A 16113-nucleotide genomic window follows, 5' to 3' on the forward strand; every position below is an offset into this window, starting at 1 on the left:
TCACCGCGATGGGCGCGGGGTCGCTCATCGCGAGGCCGCCCGCTCCGCCAGGGCGGCGTCGATCCGCGCGCGCAGGTCGCGGGCGCGCTGGCGCACCGAGTCCGCGCCGAACAGGGCGGTGATCACCGCGACGCCGTCCGCCCCCGCGGCGATCACCGCGGCGGCGTTCTCCAGGCCGATCCCCGCGATGGCGCCGAGCGGCAGGTCCGCCCCGCGGGCGAGGCGGGCGCGGAAGGCGATGCTGGCAAAGCCGTCGAGGCCCACGGGCGGGTCGGGATTGTCCTTGCTGGTGGTGGCGAACACGCCGCCGATGCAGGCGTAGTCGACGGGAAGCCGGTACAGCTCGTCCGCCTGGGCGGCCTTCTTGAGGGTGAGACCGATGATCGCGCCCTCCCCCAGGAGGCGGCGGGCATCCGCCGGATGGAGGTCGCTCTGGCCGAGATGCACCCCGTCCGCGCCTGCGGCGAGGGCGAGGTCGACGCGGTCGTTGACGAGGACCGGGACCCGGCCGCCCACGGCTTCCAGGATCGCCCGGAGCCGCCCCAGGGCGGCGCGGGCATCGGCGATGTCCTTCTCGCGGTACTGGAGCAGGGTGCAGCCCCCGGCCACCGCTTCGGCGCCGAGTTCAGCCAGCCGCGCCCCGTCGGCGCCGCAGACGCCGACGTCGAGGAGGCCGTAGAGTCGCAGGTCGACCGCCTGTCTCCCGGTCGATGCGGCGCTGGCGCTGGCTGGCATCGCTGTCGCTTTATCCTCGTTCCGGCAGAACCGCCCCGGCGGCGTCCGCGCCGGTCCCTCCCTGTTTGGGCAGGCATCGGCGCGTTGGCAAGCGCACGGGGCCGCTCCGTCCGACAGCGGCGTTGACGCGCGGCGATCCTGTCCCCCTATAGGTAAGATCCGCTCCGGCGCGTCCCGGGGGAGAGGCGGTCGAGGAACGATGAAGGGTGCCGCGGCGCAGACGGATGCGCGGGGGGCGCAGGCCTCGCCGGAGCGCTCCTCCGTAGGCCTCGTCGCGGTGATCGTCGCCGCGACCAAGGGGGAGCCGCGCGCCCTGACGATCCGCGTGCCCGACCAGGCACCGGGCCGGGGCGACGGCCTGCCGGCCGGCCCGCTGGTCCCTGAGCACGCGACCCTGGAACGGGGCCTGCGCGCCTGGGTGGAGCGGCAGACGCACCAGCGTCTGGGCTACGTGGAGCAGCTCTACACCTTCGGCGACCGGGACCGCTCCGGCACGGCGAACCTGTCCGGCGTGCATTCGCTCTCGGTGGCCTATCTGGCGCTCGTTCGCGAGGAGCGGCCGGCCGGCTTGGCCGAGGCCGCGTGGCAGAACTGGTACCGCTACCTGCCCTACGAGGATTTCCGCCAGGGGCGCCCCCGCCAGCTCGACGCCATCGAGGCGCGGCTCGCCGCCTGGGCGTCCGAGCCCGAGGAATGCGCTACCCGGACCCGCCGCCTGGACCGCCTCGGCCTGACCTTCGGCATGAACGGCGGCACGTGGAACGAAGAGCGTGTCCTGGAGCGCTACGAGTTGCTGTTCGAGGCCGGTCTGATCCCGGAGGCGAAGGGCAATCCCGGTCCGGCCCTCCCGAACGACCCGACCGGCGTTCCCATGGCCTTCGACCACCGGCGGGTGCTCGCCACCGCGATCGGCCGGCTCCGGGGCAAGATCAAGTATCGCCCGGTGGTGTTCGAGCTGATGCCGCCGGAATTCACCCTGCTCCAGCTCCAGCGCACCGTGGAGGCCCTGTCGGGGACGCAGCTGCACAAGCAGAATTTCCGCCGTCTCGTGGCGCAGCAGGGACTGGTGGAGGAGACCGAGAGCGTCACCAGCGGCGCCGCCGGCCGGCCGGCGCGGCTCGTGCGCTTCCGCCGGGAGGTGCTGCTGGAGCGGCCCGCCCCGGGGTTGCGGCTGCCGTCGCGGCGGGTGGGCTGACGAACGGGATCGATCCTACCGTCGCGCCAGGATGCCGAGGCCCGGGCCGGCGGTGCGCCGTAGGTCCCCCAGGCCTTCAGCCTGTCCTGGCCGGCCCGGCCGTCGAAGACGCGGTCGGCGAAGCTGTCGGTGCGCCCCTCCGGCAGGCCGGACGGGATGGCGTTCGTCAGGACGAGGGTGTGGAAACCGGCCTCCGGATGGAGCGACACGAGGATCTGCGCGCCGGTGCTGAAGGCGCCGGCATGGCTCCAGGCGAGGCCGTGGCGACCGTACGCGCTGGTCCAGCGTTGGTCGCCCCGTTTCGGATTCTCACCGCAGGTGTGGTCGTCGGCCGGTACAGACCGCGCCCGCGCCGGCCGTCACGGCATCCTCGAACGGGCGCGGCGCGTTCGGGATTCGCATGCGCCCGCGCGTGGCCGGGCTATCGGAACGGGTTGTCGTCGGCCGGGGGCTTCACGCCATGGAGCATCCGGTAGAGCGTCCATTCCTCGACGATCTTGTTGCCCGGCAGGGAGCAGAGCCCGATCGCGCCCCCATCCGGCAGCTTCGCGATGAGCGACCGTCCCCCCATCGTTGCGCAGAAGGCGGAGGCCGGGTTTTCCAGCGCCTGCGCCGGTCCCGGTCGGGCGATGGCGGCGCACAGCGCGAAGGCGATGACGAGCCTCTCGGCGCGACCGCCCGACGGCAGGATCGGAGGGGACATCGGCCGCCCCTGCCCTACCCGTAGGTGTGGTCGTCGGCCGGGAACCGCCCGGCCCGGACCTCCTCCGCGTAGGCTTTCACGGCCTCCTCGATATGGTTGCGCAGGCTGCCGAACTGGCGCACGAATTTCGGCGTCCGCTCGGACAGGCCGAGCATGTCCTCCAGCACGAGGATCTGGCCGTCGCAGACCGCGGAGGCGCCGATGCCGATCGTGGCGGCCGTCACCCGGGGCGAGGTCGCGATGGCGCGAGCCACCGGCTCGACGATGCCCTCCAGCACGATCGCGAAGGCGCCGGCCTCGGAGATGGCGCGGGCATCCTCCAGAAGGCGGCGCTCGTCGTCGGGCCCCCGGCCCTGGACCTTGAAGCCGCCCATCGTGTTCACAGCCTGCGGGGTGAGGCCGATATGCCCCATCACCGGTACGCCGCGCTGGACCAGGAACGCCACCGTCTCGGCGAAATGGGCTCCGCCCTCCATCTTGATCGCGCCCGCGCCCGTCTCTTTCAGCACCCGGGACGCGTTGAGGAACGCCTGTTCCCGGCTGGCCTCGTAGGAGCCGAACGGCATGTCGACCACGACGAGCGCCTTCTCGGTGCCGCGGATCACCGCCTGGGCCTGGAGGATCATCATCTCCAGGGTCACGGGGATCGTCGATTCCATCCCGTGCATGACCATGCCGAGGGAATCGCCCACGAGGATGAAGTCGCAATAGGGATCGACGATGCCGGCCGTGTGGGCGTGGTAGGCGGTCAGCGCGGTGATCTTGCGCCCCTCGGCCTTGCGCTTGCCGATATCGATCGCCCGGAGCCGTCGGGACTGCACGACCTGCGACATGATTCAGATCCCTTCCGGCACCGAGGGCAAGCGCCGGTCCCCTCTCCCGTGCGGGAGTGGGACAGGATGAGGGGGTGACACGTCCGGAAAGACCTGTTCCCTCACCCCAACCCTCTCCCGCTCGGGAGAGGGGGCGCGTCCCGTTTCATGCGTCCCTCTTACACCGCCCGGCGCCGCGGGTCAGCGCCCCGCCTGTGGCTCGGCGCCCGCCTTCCAGGCCGGATCGACCTGCAGGTTCGCGGTCTCGTGCGTCTCCTGCCAGCCCTCGACGCCCTGGGGGAACCAGCGCACGCCGGTATAGCCCTTCAGGATGAGGCGCTTGGCGGCGTTCCAGCTGCCCCAGCACTCCACGTGGCAGAACACCACCACCGGGCGGGCCTTGTCGCCGCCCGTCAGCGCGGCGACCCGGTCGTAGAACAGCGCCTCGCGCGCGGGCGCCAGGGGCTCGGCGCCGGCCTCCGGCATCCAGACGGCCCCCGGGATCGAGGGATGCACCGGAAGCCACAACCGTCCCTCCGGGAAGTTCGACGGTTTGCGGTCCGGGGCCGCCACGTCGATCAGCACCGGCTTGTCGGGGCCCGCCATCAGGGCCGCGACGGCGTCGGCATCGACCACCGTCGCCCCTTTCAGGGTCTGTGGCGTGTAGCCCTTCGGCGGGCCGGCATAGAGCCCCTCCGGCTCGGGGACGTTGACCGGCGAATCGGCCGGCGCGGCGGCGAGGCAGAGGAGTGCGGCACAGGCCGCAGCGGCCCGGCCGGTCAGGAGGAGGCGCCGCATGGTCAGTTCGTCGGGCCCGGCGGGGTGAAGCTGTGCTGCCAGCGCCCGCCCTGGTTGTCGGAAGCCGCCACCTGGATCGGCTTGCCGTCCGGCTTGAAGGCGAAGTTGATCACCGGGTTCGAGGCGATGGAGATGTCGCCCGTCATGGTGAAGACCGTCCGGTCGCCCGCCGAGACGGTGAGCTTGTCGATGTAGCGCGCCGGCGTGTAGTCGCGGGTCACCTGGTTCATCTGCATGCCCGAGAAATTCGGGTGGCGGATCATCAGCGTCGCCTCCACGGGCTTGCCGGGCTGGGTCTCGGCGAACTTCATGCGCATGTCGCCCATGCCCTTCATGGCCTCCTCGTCGCTCATGCCCATCGGGGCCGAACAGCCGCCGGACGCCTTCACGAACTGCTTGGCCTCGTAGAGCTTGCCGTCCTGCGTCTCCACCACGGCGTGCATGTCGGTGTAGTTGTTGACCCGCACGCGCAGCTTCAACTCGGCCGGGTCGGCGGCCGGTCCGAACTCGAACTTGGCCGCGTAGGGCGCCGGGTTGTCGTCGATGATCAGCGAGACCGCCTTGATCTGCCCGTCGTTGGGCATGGTCAGGGTGATCGGCACCAGGGCGGCGTCGAGCGCCCGGGCGGGGGCGTCGATCTTCACGAGGCTGTCGGTCTGGGCGATCTGGCGGTCGCCGAAGATCGACTTGGCGATCTCCTGCCAGCGGGCCGCCCGCTCCTGATCGGTATCGGAGGCGCCCGCCGCCTGCGCAGCGTGGACGAGGGGGCCGGACAGGGCGGTCGCCGCCAGGGCGGCGCCGAGGGCGAGGGTGGAGAGGGTCTTTCCGATCCGGTGGGTCATGGCGTGCCTCCCGTTGTCATCCGATATGGGGAACCGAAAATCCTATTCCCACTCGAGTTCCTGATAGGCCACGGTGACGTTGCGGCCGTTGTAGGTCTCGAACAGCGCCCACTGGTCCCGCTGGTCCGCGGCGACGCGCGTCACCGCCTTCTCGATGGGAACGTCCTTGGCGATCGCAGCCCGGGTCCCGTCGCGGAGGGCGGTCAGGTAGCCGGTAAGGTCGGACAGCGCCGGGTCGAGATCCACCGCGACGGGGCCGTGGCCCGGCACCGCCCGTGAGGCGCCCATGGCCTTCAGGCGCTCGATCTCGCTCAGCCAGCCCTTGAGGCTGCCGTCGAGGGACGGGATCCGGTTCACGAACAGCAGGTCGGCGGGGAACAGCAGGCCGCTGCCGGAATCGATCATCGACAGGTCCGAGGTGGTGTGCGCCGGCCCGTGCGCCGTGAAGGTCAGGCGCCGGTCGCCGAGGTCGATCTCGGCCGTGTCGGCCACGCTCATCGTCGGGTAGACCACCGGCCCGGTCCGGTCCTCGCCCAGGAGATCGATCAGGCGCTTGCGGTAGAACTCGCCCCGGGCCGAGAGCGCCTCGGTGAGCTTGGCGTGGCCGATGAAGACCGGCTTGTCCTGGACGAACGCCCCCGCGCCGAAGACGTGGTCGGGATGGACATGGGTCAGCACGACGTGGGTGATCGGCTTCTGCGTGCGCTTGACGATCTCGGCGCGCAGCCACTGGCCGTCCGCGAGGCTGCCGCCGGATTCCGTCACCAGCACGCCGCTCTTGCCGACGAGGAAGCCGATATTGGCGATGGCGTCCGCATTGTCGGAGGTTGCGTCGGCGATCAGGCCCTTGCGCACGAACACGCCCGGGCCGACCTCCTCCATCGTGAAGCTCTCGGCGGCGCGGCCCAGCGTCGGCAGGCAGCACAGGCAGAGTCCCGCGAAGAGCGCGTGCCGCCGCGTCAGCCCGGCGCCGGCGGCGAACGTCCTCGGATGGACGGCGGATGCCGTCATGCCGAAACCTCCCGATCTTGATTGTCTACCATTAAGTAGGTAGATTGCTCCTCCGTCAAGGGGTGGGCCGGGATCGGGATCGCGGCCGGCCCCACATTCGCGTGAGCCGGAGCGACGATCGCCGCGATGAGGGATACCCGCGCCGAGCTGCTGATTCAGGCCGAGACCCTGGTGCGGGGACGCGGCTATGCCGGCTTCAGCTACGCCGACCTCGCGGCGGCGGTGGGCATCCGCAAGGCGAGCATCCACCACCACTTCCCCACCAAGATCGATCTCGGCGCCGCCCTGGTGGCGGCCTATGCGGCGCGCTACGCCGCCGCCCTGGAGGCGATCCGCCGGGACGTCCCGGACGGGCCGGGCCGGGTCGAGGCCTATGGCCGGCTCTATCTCGGCGGTGTCGAGCAGGGGCTCGGCTGCCTGTGCGCGGCGCTCGCCATCGAGGGCGAGGCCCTGCCCGAGCGCCTGCGCCGGGACATCGCGGCCTTCTTCGCGGATCACCTCGCGTGGCTGGAGGCGATCCTGCGGGAGGGGCAGGCGGACGGGAGCGTCCGCGGCGGCGCGGATCCGGCGGCGCTCGCCCGCTACGTCGTCGCCACCTTGGAGGGGGCGCTCCTGATGGAGCGCCTGTTCGCGAGCCCGGCGGCCTTCCGGGGGACGCTGGCGGTGCTGGTGGACGGGCTCAGGCCGCAGTGAACCGCGCGTAGCCGTCCGCCCGGAGGCGGCAGGCCGGGCAGGTCCCGCAGCCGTAGCCCCAGGGATGCCGCTGCCCGCGCTCGCCGAGGTAGCAGGTGTGGCTCTCCTCGACGATCAGGTCGACCAACGCTCGGCCCCCCAACGTCTCGGCCAGTTCCCAGGTCTGCGCCTTGTCGAGCCACATCAGCGGCGTGTGCAGGACGAAGCGCCGCTCCATGCCGAGATTGAGCGCCACCTGCAGGGCCTTGATCGTGTCGTCGCGGCAGTCCGGGTAGCCGGAATAGTCGGTCTCGCACATCCCGCCGACCACGTGCCGGAGGCCCCGCCGGTAGGCGAGCGCCGCCGCGAAGGTCAGGAAGACGAGGTTGCGGCCGGGCACGAAGGTGTTGGGCAGGCCCGACGCCTCGTAGCCGATCGCGGCCTCCCGGGTGAGTGCCGTCTCGGACACCTGCCCGAGGGCGTCGAGGGCGAGCGTGTGGTCCGCCCCGAGGCGGGGCGCCCAGTCGGGATTGAGGTCCGTCGTGCCCGCCCGCAGGGCGGCGCGGCGGTCGAGCTCGACCCGGTGGCGCTGTCCGTAATCGAAGCCGAGGGTCTCGACATGGTCGAACCGGTCCAGCGCCCAGGCGAGGCAGGTGGCCGAATCCTGGCCGCCGGAGAACAGCACCAGCGCGGCGCGGTCCCCCGAAGGCGCGGCCTCACTCGCCATCGTACTCGGCCCAGGACATCGGGGTCTCGGCGACCCGCACCAGCGCGAGGCTCGGCAGGTCCGGCCGGAGGCGCTGCCAGATCCAGGCCGCGATGTTCTCGGCGGTCGGGTTCTCCAGCCCCTCGATCTCGTTGAGGCAATGGTGGTCGAGCCGGGCGAGCAGCGGCCCGAAGATCGACTCGATGTCGTAGAAGTCGATCACCCAGCCGGTGTGGGCATCGACCGGACCGGCCACCGTCAGCTCGACCCGGTAGGAATGCCCGTGCATCCGGTGGCAGCGGTGGGTCTCGGGCACGTTCGGCAGCCGGTGGGCCGCCTCGAAGGTGAAGGCTTGGGTGATCTTCATGGGCGGGGTTCGCGGGCTGGGACCGATCTCGCACCCGCAATAGCGCCGACGGACCGTTTCGCGCAAAGGCTGGCTGTTCCGGGGCGTGCCGCCCGCCCCTCCCCCGATGGCCGAGGAGGGCCGCCCCGGTGCAGGGTCAGGCCCGGGGGCGGTCCTCCGCGGCCTCTTCCGACCACCGGGCGTACCAGGCCTTGAACAGGCGCAGCTGCGTCTCCGCGTAGTGGCGCTGGCCGGCGCTCAGCGCGTCGGTGGCGTTGAAGTGGAGGGCGTATTCCGGGTTTCCTTCCAGCACCATCAGGTGCTTGTAGTACAGGACGAGGTCCGGCCCCTCGTCGAAGCTCGACAGGATCGCCAGTGCGGCGTCGAGCTCCTCCGCCCGGCGGCGGGCCTGGACGTCGCCCGCGGCGGCCTTCTCGCACAGGGCGACGAGGTGGAGGACCTCCCGCGGCAGGACGTTGCCGATGCCCGTGATGGCGCCCCGGGCGCCGCAATTGACGTAGCCGTGCACCACCTGCGTATCCACCCCGACCATCAGGGTGATGTCGGGCGACTGGCCGGTGATGTGCTCGGCCGCGTAGGTGAGCGAGGCCGCGCCGCCGAACTCCTTGAAGCCGACGAGGTGCGGATACCGGGTGCGCAGGCGGAAGAACAGGTCCGCCCGGGTCTCGAACCCGTAATAGGGGCTGTTGTAGATCACCGACGGCAGGTCGACCGCCGCCTCGAGGATGCCGGAGAAATGGGCTTCCTGCGCCGCGGCCGCGCTCCCCCGCGACAGGACCCGCGGGATGATCATCAGGCCCTGGGCGCCGGCCGCCTTGGCGTGGGCGGCGAGCGCCGCCGCCCGCTTCGGGTTCTGGGCCCCGGTCCCGACGATGACCGGGACGCCGGCCGCCAGCAGCCGCTCGACGCCCGCCATCCGCTCCTCGTCGGTGAGCAGCGGCCAGTCACCCATCGAGCCGCAATAGACCACCGCCGACATCCCCGCGGCGACGAGGTCCTTCCCCTTCCGCGCCAGGGCGTCGAGATCGGGTGTCCGGTCCGGCCGGCAGGGGGTCATCAGGGCCGGGATCGTGCCGGAGAAGATGTGTCGGTCGAAGGCCATCGCCGGCTCGTCTGCTGGGAGGAGAATCGCCCCGGCCGGCCTGTCGGGCCTCGCGGGGTGGCGCCCCTCTCCATGGCAGCGACGCGCGATTCTGGCAAGGATTTTATACAATCTCGCGCTTGGTGGGGGTCGCCGAGGCGTCGCCCAGGAAGGCCATCAGCGCGGACGCGACGTGGTCGATATGGTCGGTCAGGAGGGCGCAAGCCGCTGAGACATGGCCGTTGCGGCAGAGCCGGACGATCTCGCGGTGCTCGCGGTCGGCCCGTTCCAGCTCGGCATTGTCCGTCGAGAGCTGCAGGCGCGTGTAGCGGTCGCACTCGGCCAGGAGGGAGCCGACGAGAGCGAGGGCGCGGGGCCGCTCGGCCCGGCTGTAGAGGAGGAGGTGCAGCTCCGTGTTGAGGGCGCCCCAGCGCGCCGTCGCGCCGTCGCGCAACGCCGCGGCGTAATCCTCCAGCAGGGCGTCGGCCCGGGCGTAATCGTCGGCGGTCAGGTTGGGCGCCGACAGGGACAGGAGGCGGGGCTCGAGGGCGCCCCGGAGTTCCAGGGCCTCGGCCGCGTCCGCCGGCGAGAGCGGCGCCACCATGGCGCCGCGATGGGGCAGGATCCGCACGAGGCCCTCGGCCTCGAGCTGGAACAGGGCTTCCCGCACCGGGATCCGGCTGGCCCCGAACTCCGCCGCGAGGCCGTCCTGGCGGAGCTGCGAGCCGGCCGGATAGCGCCCGTCGAGGATGCGTCGCCGGATCTCGGTCCCGATCGAACCCGCGATGGTCCGGTTCTTCATCGTCTCGCTCCCGGTCGCCCCCGGGAGCTCCGCAGGACCCTTGACGGCGGAGCTCCGGTGTTGAAATTGTATAAAATCAATCGGGCAACGGGCTCGATCAGGACAAGGGTGCCCGCGATGAAGCTCTCCCGTCGCCAGCTTCTGGCCGGAACCGCAGGCGCGGCCGCCGGCCTCGGCCTCCCGCACCTGGTCCGGGCCCAGCCCGGCGGCGGCAGCGTGCTGCGCTTCATCCCGTCGACGCCCCTGCCGTCCCTCGATCCGATCGTCGCCACGAGCTACGTCATCCGCAACCACGGCTATCTCGTCTACGACACGCTGTTCGCCACCGACGAGAATTTCCGGATCCAGCCGCAGATGGTCCGCGAGTGGCAGACCGCGCCCGACGGCCTGCGCTGGACCTTCCATCTCCGCGACGGCCTCACCTTCCATGACGGCTCCCCCGTCGAGGCCAAGGACTGCATCGCGTCCATCGCGCGCTGGTCCAAGCGCGACGCCTTCGGTCAGACCCTGGCGGGATTCGTGGCGGAATACGGCCAGGAGGACGCCCGGACCTTCACGATCAGCCTGAAGCAGCCCTTCCCCCTGCTCCCGGCGGCGTTGGGCAAGCTGTCCTCCAACGTGCCCTTCATCATGCCGGAGCGCATCGCCCTTCAGGACGCGTCCAAGCCGATCGCCGACGCCATGGGGTCCGGGCCCTGGCGGTTCGAGGCGCGGGAATGGATTCCCGGCCAGAACGCGATCTACACCCGCCACGCCGGCTACCGGCCCCGCGAGGAGGCGCCCTCCTGGGCGGCCGGCGGCAAGGTCGCCAAGGTCGACCGGATCGAGTGGCTGGCCATCACCGAGGCCTCGGCGGCGGTGGGCGCGATGATCCAGGGGGCGGTGGACTGGTACGAGCAGCCGGCGATCGACCTGATCCCCGTCCTGAAGGGCAAGCCCGGGATCGAGATCCGCAACGTCCCGCTCGGGCTGATCCTGCTGATGCGGTTCAACCACACGCAGCCGCCGTTCAACAATCCCGAGATCCGCCGGGCCGTGATGATGGCCATGCAGCAGGACGACTACATGCAGGCGGTGGTCGGCAGCCCCGAATACTACCGGGAGGCCAAGACCTTCTTCACGCCGGGCTCGCCGATGTCGACCGGTGCCGGCGGGGCCGCCGCCATGCAGGGGGACCTCGCCAAGGCCAAGGCGATGCTGGCCAAGGCCGGCTACAAGGGCGAGCGCGTGGTGCTGCTGGCCCCGGCCGACCAGCCGATCGCCTACAACCAGTCGCTCGTGACCCAGGATCTGCTCAAGCAGCTCGGGATGACTGTCGATCTGGTCTCCACCGACTGGGGCAGCTTCATCGCCCGCCGCGGCAACCGCGGGCCGGTCGATGCCGGCGGCTGGTCGCTGTTCCACACGCTCTGGTCGGGGGCCGACGTCCTGAACCCGGCGCTCCACCCGCTGATCCGGGCCAACGGTCAGGCCGCGTGGTTCGGCTGGCCGGACGACCCGACGCTCGAGACCCTGCGCAGCGAGTGGATCGCCACGAGCGACGAGGCGCAGCAGAAGGCGCTGGCCGCCCGCATCGAGGAGCGCGCCTTCGCGGTCGTGCCCTACGCCCCTGCGGGCCTCGTGCAGCAGCCGATGGCCGTGAGTTCGAAGCTCAAGGGCATGGTGATGGCGCCCGTGCAGTTCTTCTGGAACATCGAGAAGACCGCCTGAGCCTGGAGGGTCGGAGCGCCCGCGGCGGTCCTAGCCCGCCTCTTTCTCGGACACACCGGCCTGCGCGAAGGTCGCCATGCCGGTGTGGCAGGCGAGCGCGCCCTTCAGCAGGCCCATCGCCATGCCGGCGCCCGAGGCCTCGCCGAGGCGCATGCCGAGCGCCAACAGCGGCACCAGACCGAGCCGCTCCAGCACCTCGGCGTGGACGCCCTCCGCCGAGACGTGGCCGGCGAGGCAATGGTCGAGGGCGCTCGGGTCGGCGGCGTGGAGCACGGCCGCGGCGGCGGTGGCCACGTAGCCGTCGATCACCACCGGGATGCGCTGGAGCCTGGCGGCCAGGATCGCCCCCGCCATGGCGGCGATCTCCCGGCCGCCGAGGCGCGCCAGGACCTGGAGCGGGTCGTCGAGATGGCCGGCATGGTGGGCGAGCGCCGCCTCCACGGCCGCGACCTTCCGGGACAGGCCGTCCCGGTCGACGCCGGTGCCGCGCCCGACCCAGTGGGCGGGATCGCCGCCGAACAGGGCGGCGTAGAGGGCGGCCGCCACGGTGGTGTTGCCGATGCCCATCTCGCCGATGCCGAGGCAGTCGGTACCGGCGGCCACCGCCTCCATGCCGAACGCCATGGTGGCCACCGTGGCGCGCTCGTCGAGGGCCGGCGCTTCCGTGATGTCGCCGGTGGGCATGTCGAGGGCGAGGTCGAACACCTTGAAGCCGAAGCCGTAGGCCGCGCAGATCTGGTTGATCGCCCCGCCCCCGGCGGCGAAATTGTCGAGCATCTGCCGGGTGACCGCGTCCGGGAAGGCCGAGACGCCGCGGCGCGTGACCCCGTGGCTGCCGGCGAAGACGCAGACCAGCGGCCGGTCGAAGCTCGGGGGCGCTTTACTTGGCATGCCGGCAGCACGTCACGAGGCTTCTCAGCCGCCCAGCGAGCCCGCGGGCTTCGTCAGGGTCGCGTCCCGGGCGGCGACCGCGGCCTTCGCCTCCGCGTCGGGGCCCGGCATCGCCTTCAGCAGGTTGCGGATGTCGTCGAAGGGACCGGGTTCGGGAGCGGTCATCGGGTCGGTCATGGCGGCGATGATTTCCTGTGGGCGCCCCCGGACGGGGAGACTATAATGGACCGGCGCGCGGTGGCGGGCGGATGCGAGAGACCGCGATGAACAGGCAGACCGGCGGGGAGGCCGACTGGCCCGGGCGCGGCGCCCTCTACGACCTCGCCGGGTGCCTGCGCTTCTACTCCCGCCTGCCGGTGCCGCAACTGCCCGGAGAGCCGGACCCGCATCGCAGCCCCGACTTCACCACCCTGCCCCGGATGCTGCCGCTGGCCGGCCTGATCCTGGCCCTGCCCGCGGCCCTGGTCCTGGCCGGCGGCTGGTGGATCGGGCTCGGGCCGTTCCTGGCCGCGACGCTCGCCATCGCCGTACTGGTGGTGGCCACGGGCGCCCTGCACGAGGACGGGCTCGCCGACGTCGCCGACGGGTTCGGCGGCGGCACCACCCGGGAGCGCCGCCTGGAGATCATGCGCGACAGCCGGATCGGCGCCTACGGGGGCGCGGCCCTGGTCCTGGCCCTGGCCCTGCGGATCGGCGCCCTGGCCACGCTCCTCGACCGGACCGGGTACGCCGCCGTCACCGGCCTGATCCTGGCCGCCGCCCTGTCGCGGGTCGCCGCCCTCGCCCCGATGGTGCTGCTGGAGCCGGCCCGGCCCGGCGGGCTCGCCGCCGCGGTGGGCCGCCCGGACCGGGCGAGCCTCGCCACCGCCCTCGGCCTCGGTGCGGTGCTGGCCCTCGGCGCCGTGCCGCTCGGCCTGCCGTTCGGCGGCGTCGTGTCGATGATCCTGTGCGCCGGCCTCGCGGCTTTGGCCCTGACCCGGCTCGCCCGCGCCAGGATCGGGGGGCAGACCGGGGACGTGATCGGCGCCTGCCAGCAGGTCGCGGAGATCGCCGCGCTGCTGGCCCTGGTGGCGGCTTGGGCGGAGTGAGGACGCCAACGCGTCTTGACCCGGCCACGATCCCCCGCCCAAGGTTTCCCGATGCCGCCCGCGCCAAAACCCTCCTCGCCCTGCACCAAGGTCTGCGTGCTCGACGCCCCGACCGGATTGTGCTGCGGCTGCGGGCGGACCCGCGACGAGATCGCCGTCTGGGGGGCGCTGTCGGAGGTGCAGCGCCGCACCGTCATGGCGGGGCTCGAAGCCCGGATGCGGGCCGCCGGCCTCACGCCTCTGGAAGCGCCGCTGCCGTCATGATCTATCTCGGCCTCGCCGCCCTCGCCCTGGTGGCCGTCGCCCTGGTCCTCAGCGACGGCAGCGACAGCGTCGGCGGCGTGATCGGGCCCGATCAGCTCGCCAACCTCGCCTGGACCGGCACGATCCTGCTCCTGGTGGTGGCCGGATTCTGGCGGCAATTTACGGCGCGCCTCGGCGCAAACCTGCAGGCGCTCCTGGCCTGGGGGCTGATCGGCCTCGCCCTCGTGATCGGCTATAGCTACCGCGACCGGATCCAGGATGTCGGCGCCCGGGTGCTCGGCGATCTCCGGCCGGGGAGCGCGACCCCGGGCGCCGACGGGTCCGTCACCGTCACCCGGCGGGCGGACGGAGATTTCCGCGTCGACGCCGAGGTGAACGGCCGGGTGCAGCCCTTCCTGTTCGACACCGGGGCGAGCAGCGTCGTGCTCACCGCCGAGAACGCCGCCGCCCTCGGCCTCACCCCCGCGCCCGCCGATTTCACCGCCCGCGTCTCCACCGCCAACGGCATCACCTACGCGGCGCCGACCCAGCTCGACTCGCTCAGCGTCGGCACGATCACCGAGCGGCGGGTCAACGCCATGGTGGCCAAGCCCGGCGCGCTCTCCGCGAACCTCCTCGGCCAGACCTTCCTGTCGCGGCTGTCCGGCTACGAGGTGCGGGGCGACCGCCTGATCCTGCGGCGTCCCTGACCGGGCCGCCGCTCAGGCCGCGCGGGCTTCTTCGGGCGCCGCGCGGGAGACCAGCGCCACCGCCTCCCGCAGGGTCGCGAGGTCCGCCTCCGGGCGCATGCCGTGGGTCGAGAGATGGCGCCGGTAGGCCCGCGCCCCCGGCCGGCCGTTGAACAGACCGAGCATGTGCCGGGTCACCGCGTGCAGCCGTTCGCCCCGGGCCAGGGCCGCTGCGATATAGGGCTCGAATGTCGCGATCGCCGCGAAAGCGTCGGGGGCCGGTGCCGGCACGCCGAACAGGTCGGGATCGACACCGAGCAGCAGCGCCGGCTCGGTATAGGCGGCGCGGCCGACCATCACGCCGTCGACCTCGGCGAGCCGCGCCCGCGCGGCGTCCAGGTCGCGCAGGCCGCCATTGACCGCGATCGGCAGGCCGGGCAGCCGCTGCTTCAGCCGGGCCGCGCGTCCGTAATCGAGAGGCGGCACGTCCCGGTTCTCCTTGGGCGAGAGCCCCTGGAGCCAAGCCTTGCGCGCATGGACGATCAGCCCGTCGACGCCCGCCGCCACCACGGCGTCGGCCAGGGTGTCGAGCGCGGCCTCGGGATCCTGGTCGTCGACGCCGATCCGGCACTTCACCGTGACCGGCACGGAGACCGCCGCCTTCAGGGCGGCGACGCAGTCGCCCACCAGGGCCGGCTCGCGCATCAGGCAGGCGCCGAAGCGGCCCTCCTGCACCCGGTCCGAGGGGCAGCCGACATTGAGATTGACCTCGTCGTAGCCGAAATCCGCGGCGATCCGCGCGGCCTGCGCCAACTCCGCCGGATCCGAGCCGCCGAGCTGGACCGCCACCGGGTGCTCGGCATCCGCGAAGCCGAGCAGGCGCTCCCGCGGCCCGTGCAGCACTGCGCCGGTGGTCACCATCTCGGTGTAGAGCCGGGCGCGCGCCGAGAGGGACCGGTGGAAGGCCCGGCAATGCCGGTCCGTCCAGTCCATCATCGGGGCGACGGAAAACCGCCATCCCGCCAGTGCGCCGCGTTCGTCAGCCGCCGTCACGTTCCCAGATCCGTGCTGTGACCCGTATCCCGCCCGCCATGCGTCCCGCCGGAGGCCGCGCGTCCGGGGATCCGGCCGATGGCGCGGGAGGGCGCCGGATACCACGGGAGGCCGCCCGGCGAAACGCCGTGCGGTGCCGGTCAGTCCGTCGCCGGCGTCGCGGCTGGCCTTTGGCTCGGTGAGGCGCGCGCTCGGTCAGGCGCGTGGTCCGGCCGGCCAGTAAATCCCTCGGCGATCGCACCATGTCGGTGAAAACCGGGCCGAAGCATGGCTCCCATGTGCGGCCGGCATGGAATCATTCCAATGTAAAGAAGATGATGGGCCGGTGCGGCGCCGTGGAGCATTCGCCGATGTGGCGCTCGTCGCCTACACCCGCATGGCCCATGAGGGCGGCTTCGACCTCGCGGGCTACGGGGCCATCCGCGCCTGGATCGGGCGCGTCGAGGACGGCCTCGGGATCGGCCCCTATGCCGGGCCGGCCTGATCGGCCGGGGGCGGCAGCGCGGCGGTGCCGTATTCCGGCAGGCTGACCCGCACGGTGGTCCCCTCCCCCACCGCGCTCTCGATGGCGATGCGTCCGCGGTGGCGGTTGAGGCTGTGCTTGACGATGGCGAGCCCCAGGCCCGTGCCCCCGCGGGCGCGGCTCGACGCGACGTCGACCCGGTAGAAGCGCTCCGTGAGCCGCGGGATGTGCTCGGGCGGGATGCCCGGCCCG

General features: G+C 72.3%; 18 protein-coding genes and 2 pseudogenes. 7 read left to right on the forward strand and 13 right to left on the reverse strand.

Going from position 1 to position 16113, the window contains the following annotated elements; all coding sequences use genetic code 11:
- Nucleotides 1-24: 24 nt before the first annotated feature.
- Nucleotides 25-735: a thiamine phosphate synthase gene (gene thiE, locus I53_RS25000; protein WP_043355848.1), complete on the reverse strand. Its 711-nt coding sequence runs from the start codon at nucleotides 733-735 to the stop codon at nucleotides 25-27.
- A 199-nt stretch (nucleotides 736-934) separates the two neighbouring features.
- Here thiE and I53_RS25005 point away from each other — a divergent pair, with 199 nt between their 5' ends.
- A complete protein-coding gene (locus tag I53_RS25005) occupies nucleotides 935-1930 on the forward strand; it encodes a membrane protein (protein ID WP_043355850.1) in 996 nt (331 codons plus the stop codon).
- Between the two features lie 421 nt (nucleotides 1931-2351).
- On the opposite strand, the gene I53_RS25010 is transcribed toward I53_RS25005, so the two are convergent.
- The 5 genes from I53_RS25010 to I53_RS25030 all read right to left on the reverse strand — a co-directional run bounded on the left by I53_RS25010 (nucleotide 2352) and on the right by I53_RS25030 (nucleotide 6096).
- Nucleotides 2352-2633 (reverse strand): DUF333 domain-containing protein, encoded by a 282-nt coding sequence (locus tag I53_RS25010; RefSeq protein WP_051045067.1) that lies wholly within the window; start codon nucleotides 2631-2633, stop codon nucleotides 2352-2354.
- A gap of 14 nt (nucleotides 2634-2647) precedes the next feature.
- Nucleotides 2648-3466 carry a 3-methyl-2-oxobutanoate hydroxymethyltransferase gene (gene panB, locus I53_RS25015; RefSeq protein ID WP_043355852.1) on the reverse strand — a complete coding sequence of 273 codons (819 nt, stop codon included), beginning with the start codon at nucleotides 3464-3466 and terminating at the stop codon, nucleotides 2648-2650.
- Nucleotides 3467-3646: 180 nt separating this feature from the next.
- Nucleotides 3647-4243 carry a rhodanese-like domain-containing protein gene (locus I53_RS25020; protein ID WP_043355854.1) on the reverse strand — a complete coding sequence of 199 codons (597 nt, stop codon included), beginning with the start codon at nucleotides 4241-4243 and terminating at the stop codon, nucleotides 3647-3649.
- Nucleotides 4244-4245: 2 nt separating this feature from the next.
- Complete coding sequence (locus I53_RS25025; RefSeq protein ID WP_051045068.1) at nucleotides 4246-5085, reverse strand: quinoprotein dehydrogenase-associated SoxYZ-like carrier; 840 nt, start codon at nucleotides 5083-5085, stop codon at nucleotides 4246-4248.
- Between the two features lie 42 nt (nucleotides 5086-5127).
- On the reverse strand, nucleotides 5128-6096 hold the full coding sequence (locus I53_RS25030) for a quinoprotein relay system zinc metallohydrolase 2 (RefSeq protein ID WP_051045069.1): 969 nt from the start codon (nucleotides 6094-6096) through the stop codon (nucleotides 5128-5130).
- 126 nt (nucleotides 6097-6222) lie between these two features.
- On the opposite strand from I53_RS25030, the gene I53_RS25035 reads away from it, so the two are divergent.
- A complete protein-coding gene (locus I53_RS25035; RefSeq protein WP_043355855.1) occupies nucleotides 6223-6789 on the forward strand; it encodes a TetR/AcrR family transcriptional regulator in 567 nt (188 codons plus the stop codon).
- Here I53_RS25035 and queC read toward each other — a convergent pair.
- The 4 genes from queC to I53_RS25055 all read right to left on the reverse strand — a co-directional run bounded on the left by queC (nucleotide 6776) and on the right by I53_RS25055 (nucleotide 9724).
- Nucleotides 6776-7495 carry a 7-cyano-7-deazaguanine synthase QueC gene (gene queC, locus I53_RS25040; protein ID WP_043355856.1) on the reverse strand — a complete coding sequence of 240 codons (720 nt, stop codon included), beginning with the start codon at nucleotides 7493-7495 and terminating at the stop codon, nucleotides 6776-6778. The genes I53_RS25035 and queC overlap by 14 nt on opposite strands.
- A complete protein-coding gene (gene queD, locus I53_RS25045) occupies nucleotides 7485-7841 on the reverse strand; it encodes a 6-carboxytetrahydropterin synthase QueD (protein ID WP_043355857.1) in 357 nt (118 codons plus the stop codon). The genes queC and queD overlap by 11 nt, the downstream gene beginning before the upstream one ends.
- Nucleotides 7842-7977: 136 nt before the next feature.
- Complete coding sequence (locus I53_RS25050) at nucleotides 7978-8943, reverse strand: dihydrodipicolinate synthase family protein (RefSeq protein ID WP_043355863.1); 966 nt, start codon at nucleotides 8941-8943, stop codon at nucleotides 7978-7980.
- 103 nt (nucleotides 8944-9046) lie between these two features.
- A complete protein-coding gene (locus I53_RS25055; protein WP_043355865.1) occupies nucleotides 9047-9724 on the reverse strand; it encodes a GntR family transcriptional regulator in 678 nt (225 codons plus the stop codon).
- 117 nt (nucleotides 9725-9841) lie between these two features.
- Between I53_RS25055 and I53_RS25060 the strand changes: the two genes are divergently transcribed.
- Nucleotides 9842-11434 (forward strand): ABC transporter substrate-binding protein, encoded by a 1593-nt coding sequence (locus tag I53_RS25060; RefSeq protein ID WP_043355871.1) that lies wholly within the window; start codon nucleotides 9842-9844, stop codon nucleotides 11432-11434.
- Nucleotides 11435-11464: 30 nt separating this feature from the next.
- Here the strand turns inward: I53_RS25060 and cobT are convergent.
- A pseudogene (gene cobT, locus I53_RS25065) lies at nucleotides 11465-12490 on the reverse strand (nicotinate-nucleotide--dimethylbenzimidazole phosphoribosyltransferase).
- Between the two features lie 98 nt (nucleotides 12491-12588).
- On the opposite strand from cobT, the gene cobS reads away from it, so the two are divergent.
- From cobS to I53_RS25080, 3 genes are read left to right on the forward strand one after another with little or no spacing between them, the layout of a single operon-like run.
- Nucleotides 12589-13413 (forward strand): adenosylcobinamide-GDP ribazoletransferase, encoded by an 825-nt coding sequence (cobS, locus tag I53_RS25070; RefSeq protein ID WP_043355872.1) that lies wholly within the window; start codon nucleotides 12589-12591, stop codon nucleotides 13411-13413.
- Between the two features lie 51 nt (nucleotides 13414-13464).
- On the forward strand, nucleotides 13465-13677 hold the full coding sequence (locus I53_RS25075; protein ID WP_043355873.1) for a DUF1289 domain-containing protein: 213 nt from the start codon (nucleotides 13465-13467) through the stop codon (nucleotides 13675-13677).
- Nucleotides 13674-14366 (forward strand): TIGR02281 family clan AA aspartic protease, encoded by a 693-nt coding sequence (locus I53_RS25080; RefSeq protein WP_043355874.1) that lies wholly within the window; start codon nucleotides 13674-13676, stop codon nucleotides 14364-14366. The genes I53_RS25075 and I53_RS25080 overlap by 4 nt, the downstream gene beginning before the upstream one ends.
- A 12-nt stretch (nucleotides 14367-14378) precedes the next feature.
- Here I53_RS25080 and dusA read toward each other — a convergent pair whose 3' ends face one another.
- Nucleotides 14379-15398, reverse strand: coding sequence for a tRNA dihydrouridine(20/20a) synthase DusA (gene dusA / locus I53_RS25085; protein WP_083936149.1), 1020 nt, complete (start codon nucleotides 15396-15398; stop codon nucleotides 14379-14381).
- Nucleotides 15399-15738: 340 nt separating this feature from the next.
- On the opposite strand from dusA, the pseudogene I53_RS31850 reads away from it, so the two are divergent.
- Nucleotides 15739-15882: pseudogene (locus I53_RS31850) on the forward strand (glutathione S-transferase family protein); the annotation flags it as partial.
- Here I53_RS31850 and I53_RS25090 read toward each other — a convergent pair.
- On the reverse strand, nucleotides 15864-16113 hold a 250-nt coding region (locus I53_RS25090; protein WP_043355876.1), incomplete at its 5' end, for an ATP-binding protein. The pseudogene I53_RS31850 and the gene I53_RS25090 sit on opposite strands and share 19 nt — an antisense overlap.

Source organism: Methylobacterium sp. B1 (genome assembly GCF_000333255.1).
Lineage (GTDB): Bacteria > Pseudomonadota > Alphaproteobacteria > Rhizobiales > Beijerinckiaceae > Methylobacterium > Methylobacterium fujisawaense.

Excerpts from the sequence above, each read along its gene's own strand:
- I53_RS25060 (WP_043355871.1), top strand. The coding sequence starts at position 9,842 with ATGAAGCTCTCCCGTCGCCAGCTTCTGGCCGGAACCGCAGGCGCGGCC.
- I53_RS25080 (WP_043355874.1), top strand. The coding sequence starts at position 13,674 with ATGATCTATCTCGGCCTCGCCGCCCTCGCCCTGGTGGCCGTCGCCCTG.
- thiE (WP_043355848.1), bottom strand. The coding sequence starts at position 735 with ATGCCAGCCAGCGCCAGCGCCGCATCGACCGGGAGACAGGCGGTCGAC.
- I53_RS25075 (WP_043355873.1), top strand. The coding sequence starts at position 13,465 with ATGCCGCCCGCGCCAAAACCCTCCTCGCCCTGCACCAAGGTCTGCGTG.
- queC (WP_043355856.1), bottom strand. The coding sequence starts at position 7,495 with ATGGCGAGTGAGGCCGCGCCTTCGGGGGACCGCGCCGCGCTGGTGCTG.
- I53_RS25030 (WP_051045069.1), bottom strand. The coding sequence starts at position 6,096 with ATGACGGCATCCGCCGTCCATCCGAGGACGTTCGCCGCCGGCGCCGGG.
- I53_RS25025 (WP_051045068.1), bottom strand. The coding sequence starts at position 5,085 with ATGACCCACCGGATCGGAAAGACCCTCTCCACCCTCGCCCTCGGCGCC.
- cobS (WP_043355872.1), top strand. The coding sequence starts at position 12,589 with ATGAACAGGCAGACCGGCGGGGAGGCCGACTGGCCCGGGCGCGGCGCC.
- I53_RS25050 (WP_043355863.1), bottom strand. The coding sequence starts at position 8,943 with ATGGCCTTCGACCGACACATCTTCTCCGGCACGATCCCGGCCCTGATG.
- queD (WP_043355857.1), bottom strand. The coding sequence starts at position 7,841 with ATGAAGATCACCCAAGCCTTCACCTTCGAGGCGGCCCACCGGCTGCCG.
- I53_RS25005 (WP_043355850.1), top strand. The coding sequence starts at position 935 with ATGAAGGGTGCCGCGGCGCAGACGGATGCGCGGGGGGCGCAGGCCTCG.
- I53_RS25035 (WP_043355855.1), top strand. The coding sequence starts at position 6,223 with ATGAGGGATACCCGCGCCGAGCTGCTGATTCAGGCCGAGACCCTGGTG.
- I53_RS25055 (WP_043355865.1), bottom strand. The coding sequence starts at position 9,724 with ATGAAGAACCGGACCATCGCGGGTTCGATCGGGACCGAGATCCGGCGA.
- panB (WP_043355852.1), bottom strand. The coding sequence starts at position 3,466 with ATGTCGCAGGTCGTGCAGTCCCGACGGCTCCGGGCGATCGATATCGGC.
- I53_RS25020 (WP_043355854.1), bottom strand. The coding sequence starts at position 4,243 with ATGCGGCGCCTCCTCCTGACCGGCCGGGCCGCTGCGGCCTGTGCCGCA.
- I53_RS25010 (WP_051045067.1), bottom strand. The coding sequence starts at position 2,633 with ATGTCCCCTCCGATCCTGCCGTCGGGCGGTCGCGCCGAGAGGCTCGTC.